The sequence below is a fragment of the Intestinirhabdus alba genome, assembly GCF_009711095.1.
Taxonomy (GTDB): Bacteria; Pseudomonadota; Gammaproteobacteria; order Enterobacterales; family Enterobacteriaceae; genus Intestinirhabdus; species Intestinirhabdus alba.
Window position 1 is genome coordinate 22,932 of the sequence record NZ_WMJZ01000029.1, and the last position, 23,031, is coordinate 45,962.

A 23,031-nucleotide genomic window follows, 5' to 3' on the forward strand; every position below is an offset into this window, starting at 1 on the left:
TTTCAGAGCCGCTTTCTTTATCCTTACACATGTTATAGTGTATAGACCCTTACTGAAAACATTACACCAAAGGTCTATACACTTCAAGTATGCAAACTAAAATTGATAAAGGTTTAAAAGGCGCGGGAAAAGCACCAATGTTTAATGTTCGTATCTCACCAGAACTACGAGAGCAGCTTGATGCTGCCGCTAAATCAGATGGAGTTAGCTTAGGCAACTGGCTTAAAGAACTTGCTCGAAATGAACTGAGGCGTAGAGGTGTTGACCCCAAGAGATGAACTACCGTACCGTTCGGTAAAAAAGAAGTCGGACACTTTCAGCATAGCGGACAGCGCTGTCCGCTTTCCATCAGTAAAAAACAGCATGCTTACCCTAAAACGCTCAACTTTGAATGGTACGTTACTCCGATAAAAGCGCAGGCGCTTGCGCTTTTGAGAGGAAGTGATCCAGCGTTCAAAGCGGACAACGTTGACCGCTCGGTGTCAATTCTGAACACAAGTAAAAGTGCTGCCGCCACCCCAAACAGCAAATCTTGAGTGGCAAACTTACGCAGCTTTAACTGTGAATCCGACATCTCTGTCGGTTTTAAACGTAGCATCTAAACCGCTCAGCGCTGAGCGGTTCTGTGGCATTCTTACAATCTAGATCTGCCAACGTTGGCAGATTTGCAAATACCGCATTTGATTGATGGTCTCGAATCACAAATGTCCCAGCGCTGGGACATTTCAAGTAGTTCAATCATTCCATGCGCTGGGAATCATCCCCAAAACGGCAAACGTCTGCCGTTTCAGTACAGTCGGGTAATATAGATTGGGGAGCTTTACTGGTAGAAATATAACGCTCCAAAAGCGCCAGCGCTGGCGCTTTTGGAGTCTGGTAATATCAATAAGCTTATTATGATTGCATCATCTGTTCCAAGTTAGTACACTTATCCCTGTTAGTGGATGCGTGACGCGCTCAGGTTGAGGCTCATTACCTTGAACAGAGATTCATCACCTTAAGCACCCAAAGAAAAAAGCCTGACCTCACCAGTTGGGCTTTTTTTTGTCCGTTATTTACTCCAGTTCTTTGATTACACTGCTGATGCCCTTATAATCACGGCGTTAGTGGGTGTCGCGTTCTGACACAACGCAGGCATGTGAAACGTGTTCAAGCCCTGGCTGGATTACGGGTGGTGCCGCTCCAGTGCCTCAACCTGAGCGCGTCACGCATCCACTAACAATGCAACACCGTTAACCAGGCAGTGGAAGGGCTTTAACGATGATGCCGCGCTCCTGTAGTGGAGCAAACGGATGAAGGGATTTCTTCAAATCGCTGTCATCGCTCTTAAGGCGATTGTTGCCTTTATCGAGCTGATTCTGGCCTGCTTACCGTAAGCAGTCAGAAAACGTAAGTAAGGCCACCGGCTCACCCCCGGTGGCCTTTAACATTTCTGAGTCTTCGTAACCGCCCCATCTGTCATTCATTTTTTAAGCTGGTTATGGCGGTAACGCTGGATTTAAGGTGGCACTGACGGCCAGAACCTCGGCTATTTCTTGACCCGCCATGATGATTAAAGCGCATTAAGAACAAACTTCACCGTTCTGATTAATCATGTTTACCGGACTATGCAACGTAAGGTAAATTTCAATATGGCACGACCTCAGACGGTTAATCAATTACCCGACCCGATCAAGAAGGAACTTAATAAAAAGCTGACCGAAAGTTCATTCAGCGGTTACGTTCAGCTTACTGAGTGGTTAAACTCGTTGGGATACCCGGTTTCAAAATCATCATTGCATCGCTATGCTGAACGCCGCCGCCTGTCGCTTATTGCAGGGAGCGATGCTCCTGGTGCAACAGCTAATATTGTGGATATAAAACTTCGCTGTCTGGAGATTGCCTCGCTCTGTTTAAAAACCGACGAAAAGCTGCCAACAGATGAAGTAACAAAACACGCTGAAAATTTGATGGGGTGGCTTTACGACCAGAAATAATTGACTGCGCGGGAGGCTTGCCCTCCCGTTACGTATACGGAAACTCTTTTACAAACCCCCATCCAACCTTTTCCAACATCTTCCCCCATAGTCCCACAATTATCTCACGGGAAACCCTGTATTTATCTCATGTCTAATCACCACGGATGCGGGTCATCAGCTCGCAGCGGCGTATTGCTGGATTAGCTACCGAGCCGTCGTATTTTTCAATCAGGCTAATGCGGTTGCCGTCTTCGTCTTCGAGATCCAGCCCCTTGAGAAATTCGCGCGTGCGGCGCTTTTGCTCGCGCCAGTCAGTCACGCAGTTTTTACTGGCATAGACATGTTTTCTTTTACTGACGCTGCCAACGGCAATGTGCAGGTGTTCGCGCCACGCAGACGCAATACGACGTAAACGACCACGCCACCAAACCTCATTAAACATACGCATTACTGCCGGTGCAATTTCATCCTCGCCAAAATATTTTTTAGTCACACGCTCCCATTTCGGCGGTGTAACGTTGAATTGCAGTGAAATAAAACCGGCGCGCATGTACCAGGTGTACAACGTTTTGAGTTCGCTAAATCCGGTGTCATCAATATCAGCCAGTTCAGCACGAATGAAATTAGCGATATCAGCGGCCAGCAGGTCAATATCGGCGCGCGACATATCCGGGAGGCGGTTAAATCTGGCGACCATATTGACCATGCGTGACGCCAGATATTGCATAAGCTGGGTATCAAAATGACCATCGAAAACAGCGGCTGATACATTGCTGTTGATGCCCGAGCACTCGTATTTTTTCGCGACCAGTTCAAGACGTGGCAATGCCTTTTTGCAGAAGCTGATTAAAAAGGCATTGGCTCGTTGACTGCCCTGAGTTTGCTCCAGCACTGTAGCGGTGCGATAAACGTCAAAACGCACGCACTCAGGCTGGAGAGAAAGCACTTTTCTCGCATGCAGCAAAGCCGCGAACATACGGTCGCGGCGATACTGTTGGTCATAAGTAATATAAGGGCTGGCTATTGCCGACCGTGGAGCATTCCACGGATAAGCATAAGCAACCGTAGAACTATGCATCAGCATCAGCGCCAGCCCCTTCAATGGCTGCAATGCATAGTTGCCCTACCCGCTCAATTTCTGCCGCCATAGCGCCAATGGCGGTAATATCCGACCCATGAATATGATGGTGTATCAGGCCGGAAATAAGCTGGTTAATCTTCGGATAATAGCCGATAGTGTCGAGCCATTCCTCACCAGCTTTTTTACCGGACTTAACAACTTTCTTTTCATTCAAGATGAATTGATACTGGTCGCTGGTAATAACCCATGTATCACCGATTTCTATGCGGAGGCTCATAACTCACCCCCTACCATTGCTTCAATTATCGATAATGTGTCGGTAGCACAGATTGGAGTGATAGATAACATCACCCAATTACCGCAACCACTAATTAAGTTATCAATTGGTAAGATGTGAGTGATTTTTACAATGAGTTTATTACCAGTATATTCCCCCTCCCATTCCCGCAGTAACAGAAAATCACCACGTTTAAAATCACGGTCATTGATTCTGAATTCGGCTTTTTTATGACCAGATAAAACATCTGCAAAAAACATCGGTCCAATTTTTAAACTATGAACTGTGCACATTTAAACGCCCCTGTAATGCTTGGATTTGAGCTCTGCTATTTGCTGACAGGTTACGCAATAGGCCACGCCCGGAATTGCAGCTCGGCGTGCTTCCGGGATTGGTGCGTCGCATTCTTCGCAGAAGAAACGAGATGACGCAGCGATGCGGCTGCGCGCTGTGTTGATATGGCGCTCGCGGTCTTCCTGCTCACGCTGTTGTGCTAAATCAATTGCATCGGCCATTAGTGCAGCTCCTGTGATTCATTTTCGTAGCGGGTTGCTTCACGACGCAGCAGTTCAGCCGCTTCAATACTGTTTAACCCTTTGTTGGCAATATGGGTTGCCAATGCCTCAAGACGAATTGAAACTGCGAGCGCGCGACCTTTGCGCTCCTCACGCTTGGCAATATCAATCACAGTCATAAGCGGGTCAGTTTCGGCTACAAACATTTTTGGTAATTCTTTCTGCATTGTTCTTTCTCCTGAATTTGGGCAATAAGAAGCCCGGCGGGTTTACGCCATTAAATTTGTGTTTGGATTAATTCGGCATGGTTAGCCGTTTGGGGAATAAGCTCACTACTGCACGAAAATGATTCATCGCTGTAATAAGCGCTTTTTTCTCGTCAGTAGTCAGCTCACTTAATTCGAGCTCATGACGAGCCGCCGGTATTTTTGCTAGAAAGAAAATAGCGGCCAGCGCCCGATTATTTTCTTCAAATTGTGAGTCACGTTTATCGCGCATATCATCGACAAAGCGCTCAACCTCTTTCCAACTATCACCCCAATATCTTGCGCGCAATTCAGCCACATGATTGAGACCGGCCAGACGTTCACCTGCTTTTAGCGGAACAGTCGCGGAAACAGCTTCAATAGCCATGATTCCCCCTGCTTTTGAGTAGAAAGGCCGGCCAGTAAATCAGCCTGTGAGCGGCTCGGGTGCCAGCGCTTGCCGTCCTTACCTGCGATCCAGCCGTGGCCGTAATGCATGGCGGGGCTTTGCTTAACGAGCAGAGACGCGAATGACGGTTCACTTTTCAGCATACGCACCTCAAATCAGGCCAAACGATGCGCCAATACCACTCATGGTATCGACCACGCTCGACATAGCGGGATTAGTCTGCAGACGCGCATGCAGCGCCAGAGCCGACAATGACAACATACGAATTCCAGAGTTAACGCTTTCAATCATGTTGTGCTTACGGGCAGTGGTCAGACGCTCATCAGATACAGCACCGCTCGCCAGCTCACCGAGTTCACTCATTGCGCGCATGACGTAAGACTGCAATTTATCTTTAGCCAACTCATTAACCGGCACGCATGGCAGGCAGTGAATCTGCGCAAGAAAACCATCAACGAGGGTTGAGTCTTCCGTTAAATCTGTCAGCGTCCATATCTCGCGGGGAGTTAACTGGTGCGGTTGTTCAGGGTTTAGCTTGTTATAAAGCGTATGAGGCTTGATGCCAGCCTTTACCGCTAGCTCTTTAACGTTGTGAGAGGCTGCAAATTTACTGCAAGCGTCATCAAAGTGTGTATGTGACGAAACGCGAAAATCTAACATGCTGCATCCTTATAATTCACATAAAGTGAATCAAGAACCAATAACGAGTTGAAAGCGGGAATGTCCCAGCGCCTTGCGCAACTGCTCTTCTTTCCAGCGCGCGTAGTAAATGCGAACCATGCCGCTTGCACGTTTACGACCTGGCTTAATGACTCGCGGCTCGATTGGTATGCAAGGGTTGTCGCCAGTAGTCCAGCGACGAACTGTAGCGATAGAGACCCGCTCTAAAGCGGCAAACTCATGAGGAGAAACAATCTCACTTGGAATTTTCACAATTGTAATTTCAGAAGCCATATTGCATCATTCCCTGTTTATCAATAATTATCATTGATGCTCTTCGATTGTCAGCGATTATCATCAATGCATTACGGTTAAGCCGCATGTTAATGCGCAAAAGCCGCAACGGTCAATACTCGGATGCGAATTTTATGGAAATTGATTCAGAAATTAGTAACGAACACGTCTTAGATAGGATTTGTGAAATCTACGGATTTGCTCAAAAAATCCAGCTTGCACGGCACTTCAATATCGCGGCCAGTTCCCTGCAAAACCGCTACACACGAGGGGCTATCTCCTATGACTTCATAGTTCATTGCTCTCTGGAAACAGGTGCAAATGTAGAATGGTTGCTTACAGGTAAAGGGGAAAAGCTATCAGGCAGTAACCTCAAGACATCTGTTGAATCTGATGAGTTAACAGTCAGGTCATTCACATTAAGTGAAGGTCGATTGATTGACGGTACAGATTTGAGGATATCTAAGTCCCTCTTTAATCGACCACTTAACAACCCACAATGCATACTGTCGGACAATGCGGCTCACTTTATTGAGACTGATGCCTTGCTGTCAGATGGTTCATGGCTTGTAGATATTGAGGGCGCAAAAAGCATTCGTGAGTTAACGATTTTACCAGGTAGAAAACTACACGTTGCCGGAGGGAAAGTCCCTTTTGAATGCTTGGTTGATGACATTCAAACATTAGGCCGCGTGGTGGGTGTATATAGTGAGGTGAGTTAATGACTGTCCGTAAAAATCCGGACGGAGGCTGGATTTGCGAGCTCTATCCAAACGGAGCAAAAGGCAAACGAATCAGAAAGAAATTCGCGACTAAAGGCGAGGCGCTGGCATTTGAGCAGTACACCGTACAAAACCCCTGGCAGGAAGAAAAGGAAGACCGACGCACATTAAAAGAACTGGTTGACGCATGGTACAGCGCCCACGGTATTACTCTGAAAGACGGGCTAAAACGTCAGTTAGCTATGCATCATGCCTTTGAGTGCATGGGCGAACCGCTCGCACGCGATTTCGATGCGCAGATGTTTTCTCGCTACCGGGAAAAGCGGCTAAAGGGTGAGCATGCCCGTTCAAATAGGGTTAAAGAGGTTTCCCCTCGCACGCTTAATCTTGAACTCGCCTACTTCCGCGCAGTGTTTAATGAGTTAAATCGTCTTGGAGAATGGAAGGGTGAAAATCCGCTAAAGAATATGCGCCCTTTCCGCACAGAAGAAATGGAAATGGCTTGGTTAACTCACGACCAGATTGCGCAACTGCTCGGAGAATGCAAACGGCATGACCACCCTGATTTAGAAACTGTGGTAAAAATATGTCTCGCAACTGGCGCTCGATGGTCTGAGGCTGAGAGTCTGAGAAAAAGCCAGCTTGCGAAATACAAAATCACATACATCAACACGAAAGGCAGAAAAAATCGCACCGTTCCAATTAGCAAAGAACTTTACGATTCTCTGCCTAATGATAAAAAAGGTCGGTTATTTAGCGATTGTTATGGCGCATTCCGGTCTGCACTGGAAAGAACATGCATCGAACTTCCGGCAGGGCAACTGACCCACGTTTTGCGCCACACCTTCGCCAGCCACTTTATGATGAATGGTGGCAATATTCTGGTCTTGCAGCGAGTGCTCGGCCATACCGACATCAAAATGACGATGCGATATGCGCACTTTGCTCCTGACCATTTAGAGGATGCCGTTAAGCTCAACCCTCTGGCGGTGAGTGGCGATAAAGTGGCGGTAGAAATGAGTAATGATGATAATCATAGATAATTTTTGATAATCTAATTGACTGTTTTCAAACGCAAAGTATTGATTTTCGGTTGTTCCCGTAGGAACTCATAATCGCTTGGTCGTTGGTTCAAACCCAACAGGGGCCACCAAATAAAACAAGGAGTTAGATGAGAAATCATCTGACTCCTTTTTCTTTGGATGCGATTTGGGTCAGGTAAAGCATTGCCGCCCTGCCCTCTTCATCTCGCCGCCAGCATCCCCGGATAGTGCTTCGCCACGATATCATTCATCTTTTCTGTCAGATCGTACCGCTTAAAAGTGATGTGCGCGGTTCCCTTCTGGAAGTAACAAATACTGAAGAAATCATCTTCGTAAACATCCTTCGACGGGTTGTCCCGAATATGCTCCATCAAACGTATAGTGACATCGCCACGGTTGTCGGGTATCGGTTTACCATCCAGCAGAAACAACATTTTCTCCAGGTCCGCTAATTGATCCCGCCGCCAGCCCCAGCGGCTGTGCGTCACCAGATTGCTGACGATGATCTTTTTACCAAAGCTATAGGGACCATTGGTTTTGTAGCCCTTTTAAAACATTGATGATGCCACGCTCAAATACATCCATTTTGTTCAGATGTAGCTGCTCAAAAGTACTGAGGATATTCGCCTCGCTGATGGCCCCCTCCTCCAGGTACTTATGCCACTGGTCATGGGCCTGCGCATCCATCAAGGCTATCATGCCAGACTTCAACATCAAGTCTCGCCGATACTACGGTCAATATTGGTCGAAAGTATAAGTTCGTTGCGATCTGTTAACACGTCGGATTCTGTTTACATCGTTAATCGTCCGTAAAAGCAAACACGCCTGCCGAAAGTGGCAGGCGCATTATGCGATGAGTAAAAAGAGAGAAAAGTGCAGAGGTAAAAATCAGGAATGAGGCCCGAAGAATTTAAGTATTCATTAATCCGGTAGCTCGCCTTGCTCTGAGAATATCGGCAGCGCTCAGGAATGGCGTCTGCTCCTGCCATGTAACCCCTCTGCGGTCGATGCGTACCAGCTCATAACGTTCCACGAGGAAATTAACCGCATCGGCAAGCGTTATTCCCGCGTCGATATGCTCCTCGATGACCGCGTCGTCGTGGAATGGCGTGTCGTTAAGTGTCAGGCCGTAATGGTGTTCCAGCAGATACGCTAAAAGTCGCTGCCAGACCTGCACGGGCGACAGACGTGACGAAACCGGCCCCCTGGCCGGTACAGTGGAAATGTGCATGGGTAGAACCCTGAGAAAAGATGAAGAGAGAAGGTGTTACGGGGTTGGTTAAATAGAAACGTAAGCGCAGCTACCACGGGCACCTGAACTGATTAAACGTAATGCTATTGGATACAAAAGCGCTTCGCAGTTACCGATCGCTGCCGGAGACAATCCCCAACGGCTAAGAACCGAATCAGGTTTTGCGGCGCTATGTGGTGTCAGCCCGGTTCCCGTCTCTTCCGGAAAAACAAACCGTTACCGACTTAATCGGGGTGGGGATCGTGCTGCAAATAATGCACTTCACATCATCGCTATCGGACGTTTACGAACTGATGATAAAACGAAGAACTATGCCGCCAGGCGAGTGGCCAAAGGACATACAAAAATGGCAGCAATAGGCTGCCTGAAGCGCTATATCTCACGCGAAGTTTATACATTCCTACGAAATCAAAACAGGCAGGTTAACAGCATTCCGATAACGTCTTGACTCTTAGAAAGGCGTCCAGGGAAGCCAGTATACGGGCCTGAAATATCAACAACTTCTCTGGTGTTACAGAATAAAACAAAGCGTCAGTCGGCGGGGAAACTGTTGGGATAACAGTCCCATGGAACGCTTCTTCCGCAGTCTGAAAACAGAATGGGTGCCGGCGGAAGGCTATGCGGGTAAAGACGAGGCCCGGCAGCAAATTAATGATTACATATTGAACTACTACAACAGCGTCAGACCTCACCATTATAACGGTGGGCTGACGCCGGAAGAGTCAGAGAACAGATACCATTTTTACTGTAAAACCGTGGCCAATATTACTTGACCACTACACTTTTCTGACAGAGGGAAACACGGGAGAGACTAGCTGATCTCGTTTCCGAAACAGTTGGTAACAGTTGGTGCCGTGCCAGTTCGAGCAACAAAATATGCAGCCCAGGGTGGAGAAATTTTCCTCGTTTAGCATGGCCAGCGAAAGTGGTACATCTGCATTTGGTTGTCTGAACGAGGTAGAGCCGAAGCATGTTAAGAGGAATTGGCTAACTCTCAGGCTTACGAATCAATATAGCCATGAATAAATCTTTGAATGTTTTTCAAACTGTTCAACAAGTAACTATTTAATTCCGCCTTACATAGATTGAGCGGAAGGTACTTTCCCATATTTGATCATAATATGTACTGGGGATAGAAAAAAAATAATCAACTCAGCTATAATTTTTTTTCAAGTAGCATGTTTATTACTAAATATACTGCCTCGAGACATTGATTTCTTAATTAGTTCACAAGATAAAGTGTGACTCACATCCCTTTTTTATTTGATGAACTTTAATTTAAAACACATTAATGAGATGTAAAATAATTTACTTAATAAATAAAATACGATCTATATCAAATTCTTAGCAACAAATAACCGTTAAAAAAGGTTCGTGACTAATATTATCGGAGGTTATCATGTTTTTTAGTCGACAAATTCACCAGTTTATCGCCATTGCGAGAACAGGTAGCTTCATAAAGGCAGCTAGCGAAATTTCTTTAACACCTTCTGCCCTAAGTCATGGAATTCATGAACTTGAACAGCGTTTAGGAAAAAAACTTATCGTCAGGAAAAAATATGGTGCTTTCCTTACGCGCTATGGGAAAAAATTATATGGCGAGATCGCTCCTCTTTATGATATGGGAATTAAAATTTCTAATCGTGCCAAAAGTGATAAACCCAAAATTGTTATTTGTGTTGATGGCTTGTTAAATCCCTCGCTGCCCAAAAAACTTAGTTATTTATTTGATGCTTATGGTGACTCTATTGAGGTTATATCCAGTAATTCACTAACACCTTTAGCAGATGTCATAGATGAAAAATGTGATGTGTTATTAGATGCTTCCTTTGGGCTGGAAAACAATACCCTTAAAAATCTTTATAAGATAGCATTACCTCCCGAGAGAATAGGTATTATTGCGAGTGACAAAATAAAAAATAAATATAAAAATGCGGTATCAATGCTGAAGGGAGAAAAAATATTTCAAAGCAATACATCATTACAGCATAAGGTATTCAGAAAGTTTAAAGAAATGTTAAGTGCTAATTCAATAGAAAGTACTTTTATCGGATTACCAGATATTTTTGATGTCATAGGCGAGTTGTCCTTAGATATGGGGATCTCTATTGTGTCTGACAGAGCTTTTACCCACCCAGCTTTCTCTGATGTTAATTTTAATTTCATCGAGCTACCACCTGAGCTGGATTTTATAATTAACAGGGCGTTGTATTTCAAAAGAGAAAGGTTCGACGAGCTAGATGGCGTATTAACTTGTATACAGAAGCCATAATTTTATTATCTAAATATTTGCCCTGATATTATTATATATTTTTATCTATAGGCGATTAAGCTTGCATCTACTTATGCGAGATTAAGCCATACGATACATAAATATTATCTTATTTATATAAGCATTGAATTAAATTTTTATGTTTGAGAGTGAATATTCTTCAACAAGCATTATGCAATAACATATGTTTGTAATTTTATTTTCTTTCCTATTTAAAGAGCGCTAGAAAAAAAACGGTTAAAACTAAGCGTTGAAGAAGGTGTTGTACTTCACAAAAAAAGAGTAAGCAATGCTATTTGACTGTATAGTTTATGCTTAAGATGCAATTTTTTCATATTACATAAAGTTCTTTTCAATACCAGGTTGTTTTTTTTCGATATGATGATTATCAAGACAGAAACATGTTACTGAGACTGTTGTTCGATTATGATTTTTAAGTTGCAAAACAACCACTGGCATTGGTTTTACCTTTATAGTTCGCCTGGCGAATGATGAATTTTTTATCATTAAATCCTGACAAAAATTCACTTTATTTACCTGGCATTAAAATTTATTTTTGAATTTAAATGCTGACTCAATATGCATCTTTACATTCTAACCACCTGGAGACTGTTATATGTCCACCGATAATTTACTGTCTGTATCAGAGACAGAGTCCGTTATCAAATTAAATAAAGCAGGCTATCGATCTGTCTTTGATATCATTAATAAAGGTCGCGATCATTTTATAAAAACCGTTCCAGATATGAATGCCGCCCATGCGCGAGAGATTTATCGTCAGGCGCGGGAGCATGCGGAAACCTTAAAAAGCCTTTTTCGTTCATGGCAGTTGCGGCAGGAGCCAGTTATTGGCGGACTGAAAAAGCTTGCACCATCCCCATCCTCTCTTCTTCAGGAAACTCTGCTGCGCAATCTGGGAGGAGACGGTGACTTTTCCGATCTGATGGCGCGCAGCGCTGACTACGCTGATGCGGCCTCCATTCAGTCTCTGTTCTCACCGGGGCGCTATGCTGTTGCCTTGTATAAGGTGGCCAGAAACCTCCATGTGGACAGTTCTGCAGTTGATATCAATAGCCGCCGCCCCGACCTGCAAAACCTGATCCTCAGCGAAACCACGATGAATCAGGAGATCACTTCTCTCGATCTTTTGCTTGAGATCCTGCAGGGCAATAACAGCGACAACCTTAACGCCCTGTCAAAGAGCTTCTCCCCCATGTCATTGCCTTATGATGACAAGCTGACGCAAATCAACGCTGCCGTGGGCGCTCAGGGCCGAACTTTAAACGGTATCTGGGATAGCCTGTCTGATATACAGGCATCGTCCTTCGCCGCGGATGGATACTCAATCCGCAGCGTTTCTTCTCCGGAGGTGGTTTCAGGACAACGGTTTTTCCTGAAAACTGAGGGAGAAATGGTCTGGCTGTCGCACGCCACCGCTGGCGGTGCTTATTTGCCGGGGGCACATCTGAATGTGGGGAAGCCATCGGCTGCAGCGGTGCAGACTGCCCCTCTGCATATTACCCAGCAAGATGGTTTGCTTTACCTGGGCATTGACGGCGACGTCACCCTTAATGATATCTCTCTGTCTGGATGCTATCTGATGGCAGACAGCGGTGAAGATAATGGAAATGAAGGAAACTATGCCCGCATGGGGAACACGGCGGGAAATCTGGATATTAAGCCGGCCAGGCACCTGGCCATTACCCTGGAACCAGACGGTAAAAACGGAACGTGGCTCAAAACCAGTAAAGGCTATATCGGGCATAAGAGCAGCGATGCTACCGACTGGCCCGATGCGCTGACGGTAACTGAACCTAACACCGAGACAGCACTATTATTTACCTTATGTAAGGATGATACGGGTGACACCACGATTTCACCAGAAGCGACGCTACCTCCGGATACCGCCCCGAACCCGCCGGTGCGAACCATACTGAATCTGACCCCGGTAAGTTATCAGTTGATGGCCAATGAGGCGCTAACTGAGGCCGATATCGCCAGCCATTATGGGCTTAAAAATGGTGCTCAGCGTTCAGCCAGCGATTTAGTCACGCAGCTGAATGATATTTCCGTTTTTCGGGAGAAAACCGGCCTTACCTTTAATCAGATTCTGGAACTCACGGCCCAGGCTGATTATGCTCATAATGCTACTGATGCTCATAATAGCTGTCCTTTCTACAAATACGGTAATACGAGCCGTGAAGATGTCTGGAAATATGGCGCTGCATATTTGAATAGTGGTCTGGATGATATTAAGCAGCCTGACGAGCGCCTGTTGTGGGTACAGCCAGAAGTTCGTGATACCTCAGGAAATATCACCAAACCGGCGGCTCTGAATTTCACTGATGATACCCTGGTTTCCCTGGCGGGAAATGCTGAAAAACTTATCCGCCTGCGTAATACCACCGGCCTGTCTTTCGAAATGCTCGACTGGGTGATTGTTAACGCATCAAAGGCCGCAGGGCACGATTCCCCGGTACTCGACACCCGGGTGCTCAGAGCTCTGGCAGCCTGCGTGGATATGCAGAAACGCTATGGCATTACCCCCGATACGTTTGTCAGCTTTATTGGCCCGGTCAATCCGTACGCCCGTAAGCAGGAAAAAAGTTTTTACGAGAGTCTCTTCACCTCGGCGGATCTGACAGACAGCATCCCTGTGGGCGGCACGGTGAAATACAATGGCGACCAGGGCGTTTATGAATCAATCTGCGCTAAAGCCCTTGGCGCAACCATTGATGAATTCACCCGTACAGGCCGTTACTGTTTCGGTGATGCAGAAACATTCACCATGTCTGAGAGTGCCGCCGGACAGATTTATCGCTTTGGCGCCATTCCCCGCATGCTGGGCCTGACGTTTGCTGAAGCCGAGTGCCTGTGGCAGCTGATGGCCGGTGGTACAAACAATTTACTGACAGCGCTGGGCCGTGATACCGGCTTTGCCGCCATCGATCTTATCCAACGCACTGAGCAGGTGCTGAGCTGGATGGCTGATAACAACCTGAATTTGATTCAGGTCCAGGCGATGGTGAGCACGATCTACAGCGGCACCGCCACGGCTGAGATGTTCACCTTCCTGCAAAACGTTTATCACAGCGTGAAAGGTACCCTCTCTGCTGACGCTGAAAAGGACGATGCCCTGCTGCAGAAGGTATGCCGCGCGCTGGCCGGCGGTTTTGGTCTCAAGGCCAATATTATGGGCCCGGTAACGACATGGCTGAGTAAAACGGACGCTGACTTCACGCTCGATGGCTACTGGGCGAGCATCGCGGCGTTCTTTGACAATGCGCAGAACACCACCGTGGATGATTTGCAGCAGGATACCACCGGACTGGTGGACGCAACGCAACGTCTGAGCCAGCTGGTGCTGGTAGCCCGCTGGCTGAATCTGAGCGAGCAGGGCTTGACGCTGCTGACCGATACCCCCGCCCAGCTGGACAGCTCTCTTTCCGCCACTCCGCAACCGGACTTACCTCTGCTGCTGTTACTGACCCGCTTCAAGCGCTGGCAGAGCCAGGTGACTACCTCCGTCGACGAGGCCCTGCGCCTGCTGCCGGTACTGGCCGATGACGCATCGTCCGCTGGTGAAGTGGCGGAGAAAATCGCGGCTCTTCATAACCTCACGGCGGACAGTGTCCTCAATATGAACACGCTCCTGTTTGGCGACGGCAAATTCCCGCACAGTTTTGCGCAGCTGTATTCCCTGCTGACCTGGCTACGTACGGGTCAGATGCTCAACGTTGGCTCCGCCGCTCTGCATGACCTGCTGACCATGGCACAGAGTCGTGTCGAAGCGGAAGACAGCGTCCTGATTTCCCGTGTGGCAAACGCACTGACCGCTGGCATGACCGCATAAATAAATAAAGGATATCAATACTATGTCAATCTCATTATTTAACCAGAATCTCAAGGAAGCGCGTCGTGACGCGCTGGTCAGCTACTATCTGGCGACGCATGACTTTTCATCGCTGCCGGAAGGCAGCAGCGTGACCACGGCTGATGACCTGTACGAATACCTGCTGCTGGATACAAAAATCAGTAACGCCGTGACCACTTCCCGTCTGGCGGAGGCCATCAGCAGCCTGCAGCTGTTTATCCACCGCTCGCTGGAAGGGTATGAAGGTGAGCTGGCTGGCACGGCGACTTCATACCTGGCACAGGATGCCTTCCTGGATAACTGGGACCAGTATAACAAGCGCTACAGCACCTGGGCCGGTAAGGAGAAGCTGCGCTTTTATGCCGGGAATTATGTTGATCCAACCCTGAGAATGAATAAAACAGAGGTATTTGAAAATTTAGAAAATAATATAAACCAGGCCAGGTTAACTACTGATTCTGCAAATAAGGCGCTTCAGCAGTATTTAATTCAATTTGAGATCCTGGATAATATTGTTTATATTTCCAGCTGTAATTCCCCTGAGGGTGATGATGTATATTTCCTGGGGAAAGATGCATGCCTTCCCCAAAGCTATTACTGGCGACGCTATTCCAAAAAGGGTGTTTTAAAATGGAGTGAATGGAAAAAGCTCCCTGCCATGATGTCACAAACTTTTGAAGATAAAATCTTCCCTTACATTGATAATGGCCGCCTCAATGTTTTATGGATTACAAAGGAAAAAGTAACATCAGCAGAAGGCAATAGCGCTGATACTATCTATTATGCAAATGCAGCAAAATTCAACAATGATAGCTCCTGGACTATCATTAAAAAAGATGAGGTTGATCCTAAAATTTTACCTTGTTTTACCAATAAACCAGGTGGTAGCACCTTGTCTGTTTCGGAGGCAGGGATTCCTGTTGCATTAGATATTATCCCTGCAAACATTATTTTTTCTAAGTCCAGAAATACATTGTATTTTTTGGGGGTGGGTGAAAACGGTTACGAAGTCCTTGCGATAAGTTTCGGTACAGTAGGTTCAGTTTTGCCGTATATTCCGAGAATATTTGATGTTTTGTCTGTTAGTTCAGCCCAGGAGGTGGAGAAACTTTCTGCTTACATCAAAAACGATGTACTTATTATAGATGTGGCCTTGCGCAACGAAGATGAAACTCTGGATTGTAGAGAATATACAATAGACATCGAAAAAGGCATGACCTGCAGTCCAATCGACGTTTCCACTACTTATAAACCAGCAATAAAGCATGCTACAAACGTAACCGATGTCAACTCTGAAATCACCCGAACTGTTACAGGCTACTCTATGGATGTAACAGGGTATTTTGTAGGAGTGGGGGATTTTCACTTTCAGGCTGAATATGATAATGCTACAAGGCAATGTAAAATTTTCCAAGTTGATGGCGCTTTACTACAATATAAAGTGAATGAGGATGATTATGTGGCTATAGGCGATGCCTCTAATCCAACAATAGTTTCCTTAAAAGAAAAGGCACTAGACATCTATGACGCTACTCCTTTTTACAGAATAGAGATATATGAGGAGGTCGTCGATGCAGAAATGCCAGATTTCCCGCCTTCAGACGAAAACTATGGGGAAATGGGGCCTGGTTTTGAATATATACCACCAGAAGGTAGTCTATTACCACACCTGGCAATCAATGGTTTTGATCCCGGTGTTCCATCATTTGACATTATGAAGTATATCGGTCTGTCATCTGATGATGAATTAGATGAAAAGCTATTTACCTACGAGGTGCAGGATAATGATTTTCTGGGAGGTGACGTGGCCTTTAATGGGCACAATGGCCTTTATCTGTGGGAAATATTCTTCCATATCCCTTATCTGGTCGCCACCCGCTTTGCCACCGAGCAACGCTTTGAGGAGGCTGAACGCTGGTATAAATATATCTTTAACAGCGCCGGCTACCGCGATGAAGATGGCAAAATCCTGACGGATGATAAAGACCAGCCCCGCTACTGGAACTGTTACCCGTTGCAGCAGGACGTGGCCTGGGACAGTTTCGCCGATATGCCGGCCAGTACCGATCCGGATATGATAGCCACCGCCGACCCGATGCACTATAAGCTGGCCATTTTTCAGCACACCCTTGACCTGCTGATTGCCCGCGGCGATGCGGCCTATCGCCTGCTGGAGCGCGACACGCTGACCGAAGCCAAAATGTACTATGTCCAGGCACAGCAGCTGCTCGGCCCGCGTCCGGATATCCGGGTGACGAATACCTGGGATAACCCGACCCTGTCCGCCGAAGCCGATGCAATACAAAATCCGGCCACGCGCAGCGCTGAGGGGGCCTCGCTGACCTTTGCGCAGTGGTTACGTGCCGGGGATGCCAATGAAATGGGGGACGGTAATTTCCTGCCGCCGTACAATGACGTGCTGCTGGCCTACTGGGATAAGCTGGATATCCGCCTTTACAACCTGCGCCATAATCTGAGCCTCGACGGCCAGCCGCTCAGCCTGCCGCTGTTTGCCACCCCGGTTGACCCTGCCGAACTGCATCGCCAGCAGTCTGGTGGCAATGGCATACAGGGGGAGGTCAGCCCGGCGGAATTGACCGACACCGGCTGGCGTTATCCTCTGCTGGCAGACCATGCCCGCTATGCCGTCGGACAACTGAGCCAGTTTGGCAGTACCCTGCTTGGCGCGCTGGAGCGCCGTGACGGCGAACAACTGACGCTGCTGTTGCAGACGCAGCAGATTACGGTGCTGGGTCAACAGCAGGATATTGCGCAGAAGAATCTTGACAGCCTGAACGCCAGTCTTGAATCCCTGAATACCAGCCGGGCCAGCGCGGAGATGCGCAAATCTTATTATGACAATCTGATAAACGGCAGCCTGTCGGCAGCCGAGGAGAAGGGGCTGACGTTACGCAATAATGCCACTCAGGCAAACGTGGCGGCCTCGGCCTTGATGATATATGGCGGTTCGCTCAGCGCCATCCCGAACATCTTTGGTATGGCCGACGGCGGCGGTGATTTGGGCGCACCGGTCACCGGAGCTGGCTGGGCAGCGCAGACCATTGCAGGTACGTTCGAGCAGGCGGCCTCCGTCAGTGAGGTCACGGCAGGTTACCGACGCCGGGCGGAAGAGTGGGCGCTGCAGAGTGAGCTGGCAGATAAGGATATCAGCCAGGCAGAATCGCAGATTGACAGCCTGAAAGCGCAGATTGCCATGCAGCAGAAGCAGATTGCGCTGGCGGAGATGGAGTCGGCCAATGCGCAGGCAGTGTACGACCTGCAGAGCAGCCGTTTTACCGGACAGGAACTCTATAACTGGATGGTCAGCCGCCTGTCCTCCCTCTATTACCAGCTCTACGATGCCACCATTCCGGTCTGTATTCAGGCCCGGGAAGCGCTGAAGCGTGAGCTGGGCAGCAGCAAAACAGACGGTATTTTCAGTACGCCGGTCTGGAACGATTTATACCAGGGGCTGCTGGCCGGCGAAGGGCTTACCACCGGGCTGCAGAAGCTGGAGAACGTCTGGCTCCAGAACAGCGCGAACGGGCTGGAGGCCACGCGCACGGTGTCGCTTGCCGCACTGCGCGGGGAGAAAAACGGCAGCCTGAGTACCGTCATCACGGGCGTGCTTAACGGCAGCCCGGATAAGTCTGAGGTCGGTAAACTTAAGCTGGATGACGCCCACATTTTCAGCGCCGTGCTGGATATGTCAACCCTGCAGCTGGCTGATGACTACGGCCCGACCAGCAGTAACAAAACGCTCTTTATCAAGAGCATTGCCGTCACGCTGCCAACCCTGCTGGGGCCGTATCAGGACATTGCCGCCACGCTGTCTGATGACAAGGGAACCGTCGCCACGCTGTCCCACGGTATGCAGGATACCGGGCGCTTTGTCGTGAACTTCGACGACAGCCGCTTCCTGCCGTTTGAGGGCAGAGATCCGAGGACAATGACCCTGACGCTGAGCATTTTTAATGTGAAGGACGCCGGTGACGCGGCGCCGAACCAGCGGTCCATCGTGGAAAACCTGAGCGATATCATTTTCCATATCCGCTACATCATGCGTAACAGTTAATCCTGAATCTTCTGTTGTTATACGGTCCCCTTCGGGGACCGTAAGGAATCCTTCTATGCAAAATACAGACACCATCAAACTGGAACCGCCTTCTCTGCCTAAAGGCGGCGGGGCCGTCACGGGACTGAAAGGAGACATGGCTGCGGCAGGTCCTGACGGCGCGGCAGTGCTTACGGTCGCGCTGCCGGTCAGCGCCGGTCGCGGGTATGCCCCTTCCCTTGCCCTGAACTATCACAGCCGGGCCGGTAACGGGCCCTTTGGCATCGGCTGGGCTGTAAGCCAGCCCGCGGTGCGCCGGCGTACCAGCAAGGGCGTACCGGCTTATGACGAAAAAGATGAATTCACCGGGCCTGACGGGGAAGTCCTTGTTCCGGCACTGAATGAGGTGGGGGAGCCTGATCTGCGCCACAACAGCATGCTCCTTGACAGAAAGCTGGGAGAAGATTTCACCGTTTCAGCCTGGCGCAGCCGAACCGAAACGGATTTTAGCCGACTGGAGTTTTGGGAACCTCTCAGCCACAGCGAACCGGGTTTCTGGGTGATGTACAGCCCCGACGGGCAGGTCCATCTTCTGGGGCGCAACCCTCAGGCCCGTATCAGCCACCCTGAAAACCCGGCGCAGGTGGCCGTCTGGCTGGCTGAATCCTCCGTGTCGGCCACGGGTGAACAAATTTACTGGCAGTACCGGGCCGAAGATGAAAAAGGCTGTGACGAAACGGAGACGACCGCACACCCGAATGCCACCGCGCAGCGCTACCTGACTGCGGTCTGGTACGGCAACAAAGTCGCCGCCCGTGAATTACCTGCACTTATGGCAGAGCCATCACCTGCAGACTGGCTGTTTACGCTGGTTCTGGATTATGGCGAGCGGGGAACCGACCCGGACGTCGCGCCTGAGTGGCTGGCGCCGGGCAGCGGCGACTGGCCGTGTCGCAGGGATTGTTTCTCAGCCTACGATGCCGGTTTTGATGTGCGCACCCGCCGCCTCTGCTGCCAGCTACTGATGTATCACGATGTTGCGGCACTGGCCGGAGAAGCGCAGGCGGAAAACGCCCCTTATCTGGTGTCGCGCCTGCTGCTGGCCTGGGAGGAGAACGCCTCGATTACCACACTGAAATCAGTTCAGCAAATCGCTTACGAGGCCGATGGTCGTCCCGTAACGCTTCCTCCCCTGACGCTGGACTGGCAGGATTTTTCCCCGCCGGCAACGGTGGAATGGCAGAAACGGGCTGACATGGACAGGTTCAACCTTTTGCAGCCTTACCGGATGGTTGACCTGAACGGGGAAGGCATGGCGGGCATTCTGTATCAGGACGGGAAAGCCTGGTGGTATCGGGCACCCGTGCGCGACGCGGCAGGCGGAGCGGATGCGGTCACCTGGGATAAACCCGCGCCGCTGCCGGCTGTTCCGCCCCTGCGGGGAGGCGGCTCGCTGGTCGACCTGAACGGAGACGGATACCTGGAGTGGGTCGTGACCGCCTCCGGCACTGCCGGGCATTACCAGCGTACGCCGGAACGCGGCTGGACGAGTTTCACACCCTTTAAGGCGCTGCCGGTGGAGTACGCGCACATTCACGCGCAGCTGGCGGATATGTCGGGGGCCGGCCTGAGCGATCTGGTGCTGATCGGGCCCGGGAGCGTACGTCTGTACAGCGGAACCGGCGAAGGCTGGAACCCCGCGACAATCGTCATGCAGCCGGATGATATCACCCTGCCGCAGTTTAACCCGGATGCCGGCGTGCTGGTTGCCTTCAGCGATATGGCGGGCAGCGGCCAGCAGCAACTGGTGGAAATACGTGCAGAAGGCGTTCGCTACTGGCCCGCACTGGGACACGGCCGCTTCGGTACTCCCGTCAGTATGGACGGTTTTAGCTGGCCAGCAGAAACCTTTAACCCGGAACAGCTGTATCTTGCCGATATGGACGGCTCAGGGACCACCGATCTGATTTACGCCCTGAGCGACAGGCTTGTGGTCTGGCTTAATCAGAGCGGTAACCATTTTGCAGAATCCTTCAGCATCAGCCTGCCGGAGGGCGTTCATTATGATCGGACCTGCAGCCTGCAGCTGGCGGATATTCAGGGGCTTGGCGTGGCCAGTCTGGTCCTGACAGTCCCCCATCCTGTCCCCACCCACTGGGTCTGCCATCTGACGGAAAGCAAGCCGTGGTTGCTGAAAGGGACGAACAATAATATGGGGGCCCGCTGTGCCCTGACTTACCGCAGCTCGGCCCAGTTCTGGCTGGATGAAAAGAGGGACGCCGTGGAAGAAGGCAAATCAGCGCCGGCCTGTTATCTGCCGTTTGCGCTGCATATGCTGTGCCGCACGGACGTTATCGATGAAATCACGACTAATCACCTGACCAGCCTCGTGCGCTACCGTCACGGCGTCTGGGACGGACGGGAGCGGGAGTTTCGGGGTTTTGGCTTCGTTGAGATCCGCGACACTGACGTGCTGGCGGACACAAGGAGCGCCGGGGAGATCAGCATGCCAGCCATCAGCCTCAGCTGGTACGCCACCGGCCTGCCTGCGGTGGATGACAGCCTGCACAATGAATTCTGGGCCGGCGATGAGCAGGCTTTCCCCGGTTATCTTCCGCGGTTTACCACCGGCAGTGGGGACAACGAGCAGGCTTTTACCCCTGATGATGAGGCCGCATACTGGCTTCGCCGCGGCCTGAAGGGGATGATGTTACGCTCGGAGCTATACGGCAGTGACGGGAGTGCTCTGGCAAACATCCCCTATTCAGTCAGTGAAAGCCGGTCGCAGGTGCGCCTGGTGGAATCCCGGGGCGCTTATCCGGTTATTTTCCCACAAACAGTTGAAAGCAGAATCTACAGCTATGAACGTATCAGTTGCGATCCGCAATGCAGCCAGCAGGTGCTGCTGAGCTGCGATGAATACGGCCAGCCGCTCCGGCAGGTCAGCATCAATTACCCGCGTCGCGCGCAACCGACTCAAAACCCGTATCCGGATACCTTACCCGGGACGCTTTTTGCCAGCTCTTACGATGAGCAGCAGCAGATCCTGCGTCTGGCATTAACCCGGAACGCCTGGCACAGCGTATTCGAACCGGACCGCGGTATCTGGATAAAAGGTCTGCCCGATGCGGCCCGCAACGATATTTTCACACAGCCGAATATAACCGGGCCGGCGAAAGGTTTTGTGCTTGAAGATTTGCTGGCGGTGGATGGCCCGTTTGCTGATGCGCAACCCTTACCGGGTGGACAGCAGCGGACCTGGTATCTGGACGCGCAGGGAGAAGCCACGACCGGTAATCCGGCTTTTCCACCGCGCGTGGCGTTCAGTGAAGAAGCCGTACTTGACGACGAGATGGTGACTTCATTAACGGCGGACTTAACCCCGGCCCGTCTGGAAGAGGCAGGGTATACGCAGTCGCCGTACCTTTTTGCTGATGCTGATGAAGCATCAAAAACATTATGGACGGTGCGCAGCGGATACGTCACTTATGCGGCTGCAGCACACTTCTTCCTGCCGGTGGCGGTCAGAGATACGCTCCTTACCGGTGAGGTGAGCCTTACCCGCGATCCCTGCGACTGCGTCATTACACAAACCACAGATGCGGCAGGCCTGTCCACTTCAGCAGAATATGACTGGCGATTTATGGCACCGGTCAGGGTTGTTGATGCGAACGATAACATCCGGTCTCTGACGCTTGATGCGCTGGGACGTGTGACAACGACCTCCTTCCGGGGAACGGAGGGGAGTGAACATGTCGGATACAGTGACAGCTCGTTCACGCCGCCGGTAACGGTGGACGCGGCGGTTGCACTGGCCGCGCCTGTGCCTGTCCATCAGTGCATGATTTACGTTACGGACAGCTGGCAACAGGAACAGGCGGACAGACTTCCTCCTCACGTCGCCGTGCTGACCACCGATCGCTATGACAACGATCCGCAGCAACAAATCCGCCAGCAGGTCACGTTCAGCGACGGTTTTGGCCGGGTGCTGCAGACTTCGGTCCGGCAAACGGCGGGGGATGCCTGGCAAAGGGGAGAGGACGGCAGCCTGACAGCAGGGCCAGACGAACTGCCAGCGACGGCACAAACCGGTTTCCGGTGGGCTGTTTCCGGCAGAACGGAGTATGACAATAAGGGACAGGCAGTCCGGACATACCAGCCCTATTTCCTCGACAGCTGGAAATACGTCAGTGATGACGCTGCCCGTCAGGATCTGTATGCCGATACGCATTTTTATGATCCACTGGGGCGCGTGTGGCAGACCAGAACGGCAAAAAACTGGCTGCGTCGCGGGATGTTCACGCCCTGGTTTACCGTCAGCGAAGATGAAAACGACACGGCAGAAGAGGTCTGAACCCTTACAGCGGCAGCGGGT

17 protein-coding genes and 4 pseudogenes are annotated in these 23,031 nt (G+C 50.0%); 10 read left to right on the forward strand and 11 right to left on the reverse strand.

Annotated elements, in window-relative coordinates:
- The first annotated feature begins 89 nt into the window (after positions 1–89).
- Both GJV78_RS17880 and GJV78_RS17885 read left to right on the forward strand, forming a co-directional pair.
- Positions 90–278 (forward strand): YlcI/YnfO family protein, encoded by a 189-nt coding sequence (locus GJV78_RS17880; RefSeq protein ID WP_087816400.1) that lies wholly within the window; start codon positions 90–92, stop codon positions 276–278.
- A gap of 1,353 nt (positions 279–1,631) precedes the next feature.
- Positions 1,632–1,976 (forward strand): phage protein Gp27 family protein, encoded by a 345-nt coding sequence (locus GJV78_RS17885; RefSeq protein WP_016242203.1) that lies wholly within the window; start codon positions 1,632–1,634, stop codon positions 1,974–1,976.
- A 139-nt stretch (positions 1,977–2,115) separates the two neighbouring features.
- Here the strand turns inward: GJV78_RS17885 and GJV78_RS17890 are convergent.
- The 9 genes and pseudogenes from GJV78_RS17890 to GJV78_RS17930 form a co-directional block, all read right to left on the reverse strand.
- Positions 2,116–3,036, reverse strand: a pseudogene (locus GJV78_RS17890) (replication endonuclease); the annotation flags it as partial.
- Positions 3,029–3,316: a DUF5405 family protein gene (locus GJV78_RS17895; RefSeq protein ID WP_155109609.1), complete on the reverse strand. Its 288-nt coding sequence runs from the start codon at positions 3,314–3,316 to the stop codon at positions 3,029–3,031. The pseudogene GJV78_RS17890 and the gene GJV78_RS17895, both read right to left, overlap by 8 nt.
- Positions 3,313–3,609, reverse strand: a complete 297-nt coding sequence (locus GJV78_RS17900; RefSeq protein WP_061873352.1) for a DUF3850 domain-containing protein — start codon at positions 3,607–3,609, stop codon at positions 3,313–3,315. Before GJV78_RS17900 ends, GJV78_RS17895 begins: the two co-directional genes overlap by 4 nt.
- The gene (locus GJV78_RS17905) at positions 3,610–3,831 is read right to left on the reverse strand and encodes a TraR/DksA family transcriptional regulator (protein ID WP_155109610.1); all 222 of its coding nucleotides are present in this window, start codon (positions 3,829–3,831) and stop codon (positions 3,610–3,612) included.
- The gene (locus GJV78_RS17910) at positions 3,831–4,037 is read right to left on the reverse strand and encodes a DUF2732 family protein (protein ID WP_167519629.1); all 207 of its coding nucleotides are present in this window, start codon (positions 4,035–4,037) and stop codon (positions 3,831–3,833) included. The genes GJV78_RS17905 and GJV78_RS17910 overlap by 1 nt, the downstream gene beginning before the upstream one ends.
- 88 nt (positions 4,038–4,125) lie before the next feature.
- Entirely contained in the window at positions 4,126–4,464 is a 339-nt protein-coding gene (locus tag GJV78_RS17915) for a DUF5347 domain-containing protein (protein WP_026005870.1), read from the reverse strand.
- Positions 4,428–4,628, reverse strand: a complete 201-nt coding sequence (locus tag GJV78_RS17920; RefSeq protein ID WP_065317295.1) for a phage filamentation protein Fil family protein — start codon at positions 4,626–4,628, stop codon at positions 4,428–4,430. The genes GJV78_RS17915 and GJV78_RS17920 overlap by 37 nt, the downstream gene beginning before the upstream one ends.
- A 7-nt stretch (positions 4,629–4,635) precedes the next feature.
- Positions 4,636–5,145 (reverse strand): phage regulatory CII family protein, encoded by a 510-nt coding sequence (locus GJV78_RS17925; RefSeq protein WP_061873355.1) that lies wholly within the window; start codon positions 5,143–5,145, stop codon positions 4,636–4,638.
- A 30-nt stretch (positions 5,146–5,175) separates the two neighbouring features.
- Positions 5,176–5,439 carry a hypothetical protein gene (locus GJV78_RS17930; RefSeq protein ID WP_061873356.1) on the reverse strand — a complete coding sequence of 88 codons (264 nt, stop codon included), beginning with the start codon at positions 5,437–5,439 and terminating at the stop codon, positions 5,176–5,178.
- A 92-nt stretch (positions 5,440–5,531) separates the two neighbouring features.
- On the opposite strand from GJV78_RS17930, the gene GJV78_RS17935 reads away from it, so the two are divergent.
- A complete protein-coding gene (locus tag GJV78_RS17935; RefSeq protein WP_155109620.1) occupies positions 5,532–6,161 on the forward strand; it encodes a phage repressor protein CI in 630 nt (209 codons plus the stop codon).
- Positions 6,161–7,204: a phage integrase gene (locus tag GJV78_RS17940; RefSeq protein WP_061873357.1), complete on the forward strand. Its 1,044-nt coding sequence runs from the start codon at positions 6,161–6,163 to the stop codon at positions 7,202–7,204. The genes GJV78_RS17935 and GJV78_RS17940 overlap by 1 nt, the downstream gene beginning before the upstream one ends.
- A gap of 200 nt (positions 7,205–7,404) precedes the next feature.
- Here the strand turns inward: GJV78_RS17940 and GJV78_RS17945 are convergent.
- Both GJV78_RS17945 and GJV78_RS17950 read right to left on the reverse strand, forming a co-directional pair.
- A pseudogene (locus tag GJV78_RS17945) lies at positions 7,405–7,950 on the reverse strand (DUF4942 domain-containing protein); the annotation flags it as partial.
- Positions 7,951–8,114: 164 nt separating this feature from the next.
- The gene (locus tag GJV78_RS17950; protein ID WP_155109612.1) at positions 8,115–8,435 is read right to left on the reverse strand and encodes a TA system toxin CbtA family protein; all 321 of its coding nucleotides are present in this window, start codon (positions 8,433–8,435) and stop codon (positions 8,115–8,117) included.
- Positions 8,436–8,514: 79 nt separating this feature from the next.
- On the opposite strand from GJV78_RS17950, the pseudogene GJV78_RS17955 reads away from it, so the two are divergent.
- The 6 genes and pseudogenes from GJV78_RS17955 to GJV78_RS17985 form a co-directional block, all read left to right on the forward strand.
- Positions 8,515–8,904 (forward strand): annotated as a pseudogene (locus tag GJV78_RS17955) (transposase); the annotation flags it as partial.
- 16 nt (positions 8,905–8,920) lie between these two features.
- Positions 8,921–9,229, forward strand: a pseudogene (locus GJV78_RS17960) (integrase core domain-containing protein); the annotation flags it as partial.
- 626 nt (positions 9,230–9,855) lie between these two features.
- Positions 9,856–10,728, forward strand: a complete 873-nt coding sequence (locus GJV78_RS17965; RefSeq protein ID WP_155109613.1) for a LysR family transcriptional regulator — start codon at positions 9,856–9,858, stop codon at positions 10,726–10,728.
- 616 nt (positions 10,729–11,344) lie between these two features.
- Positions 11,345–14,581, forward strand: a complete 3,237-nt coding sequence (locus GJV78_RS17970) for a Tc toxin subunit A (RefSeq protein WP_155109614.1) — start codon at positions 11,345–11,347, stop codon at positions 14,579–14,581.
- Positions 14,582–14,603: 22 nt separating this feature from the next.
- Positions 14,604–18,677 (forward strand): Tc toxin subunit A-related protein, encoded by a 4,074-nt coding sequence (locus GJV78_RS17980; RefSeq protein WP_230979180.1) that lies wholly within the window; start codon positions 14,604–14,606, stop codon positions 18,675–18,677.
- A 55-nt stretch (positions 18,678–18,732) separates the two neighbouring features.
- On the forward strand, positions 18,733–23,010 hold the full coding sequence (locus GJV78_RS17985) for a SpvB/TcaC N-terminal domain-containing protein (RefSeq protein WP_155109615.1): 4,278 nt from the start codon (positions 18,733–18,735) through the stop codon (positions 23,008–23,010).
- The last annotated feature ends 21 nt before the right edge of the window (positions 23,011–23,031 follow it).

What these genes read in the sequence shown, in the direction of transcription:
- GJV78_RS17880 (WP_087816400.1), top strand. Translation starts at nt 90, where the DNA reads ATGCAAACTAAAATTGATAAAGGTTTAAAAGGCGCGGGAAAAGCACCA.
- GJV78_RS17885 (WP_016242203.1), top strand. Translation starts at nt 1,632, where the DNA reads ATGGCACGACCTCAGACGGTTAATCAATTACCCGACCCGATCAAGAAG.
- GJV78_RS17895 (WP_155109609.1), bottom strand. Translation starts at nt 3,316, where the DNA reads ATGAGCCTCCGCATAGAAATCGGTGATACATGGGTTATTACCAGCGAC.
- GJV78_RS17900 (WP_061873352.1), bottom strand. Translation starts at nt 3,609, where the DNA reads ATGTGCACAGTTCATAGTTTAAAAATTGGACCGATGTTTTTTGCAGAT.
- GJV78_RS17905 (WP_155109610.1), bottom strand. Translation starts at nt 3,831, where the DNA reads ATGGCCGATGCAATTGATTTAGCACAACAGCGTGAGCAGGAAGACCGC.
- GJV78_RS17910 (WP_167519629.1), bottom strand. Translation starts at nt 4,037, where the DNA reads ATGTTTGTAGCCGAAACTGACCCGCTTATGACTGTGATTGATATTGCC.
- GJV78_RS17915 (WP_026005870.1), bottom strand. Translation starts at nt 4,464, where the DNA reads ATGGCTATTGAAGCTGTTTCCGCGACTGTTCCGCTAAAAGCAGGTGAA.
- GJV78_RS17920 (WP_065317295.1), bottom strand. Translation starts at nt 4,628, where the DNA reads ATGCTGAAAAGTGAACCGTCATTCGCGTCTCTGCTCGTTAAGCAAAGC.
- GJV78_RS17925 (WP_061873355.1), bottom strand. Translation starts at nt 5,145, where the DNA reads ATGTTAGATTTTCGCGTTTCGTCACATACACACTTTGATGACGCTTGC.
- GJV78_RS17930 (WP_061873356.1), bottom strand. Translation starts at nt 5,439, where the DNA reads ATGGCTTCTGAAATTACAATTGTGAAAATTCCAAGTGAGATTGTTTCT.
- GJV78_RS17935 (WP_155109620.1), top strand. Translation starts at nt 5,532, where the DNA reads ATGCGCAAAAGCCGCAACGGTCAATACTCGGATGCGAATTTTATGGAA.
- GJV78_RS17940 (WP_061873357.1), top strand. Translation starts at nt 6,161, where the DNA reads ATGACTGTCCGTAAAAATCCGGACGGAGGCTGGATTTGCGAGCTCTAT.
- GJV78_RS17950 (WP_155109612.1), bottom strand. Translation starts at nt 8,435, where the DNA reads ATGCACATTTCCACTGTACCGGCCAGGGGGCCGGTTTCGTCACGTCTG.
- GJV78_RS17965 (WP_155109613.1), top strand. Translation starts at nt 9,856, where the DNA reads ATGTTTTTTAGTCGACAAATTCACCAGTTTATCGCCATTGCGAGAACA.
- GJV78_RS17970 (WP_155109614.1), top strand. Translation starts at nt 11,345, where the DNA reads ATGTCCACCGATAATTTACTGTCTGTATCAGAGACAGAGTCCGTTATC.
- GJV78_RS17980 (WP_230979180.1), top strand. Translation starts at nt 14,604, where the DNA reads ATGTCAATCTCATTATTTAACCAGAATCTCAAGGAAGCGCGTCGTGAC.
- GJV78_RS17985 (WP_155109615.1), top strand. Translation starts at nt 18,733, where the DNA reads ATGCAAAATACAGACACCATCAAACTGGAACCGCCTTCTCTGCCTAAA.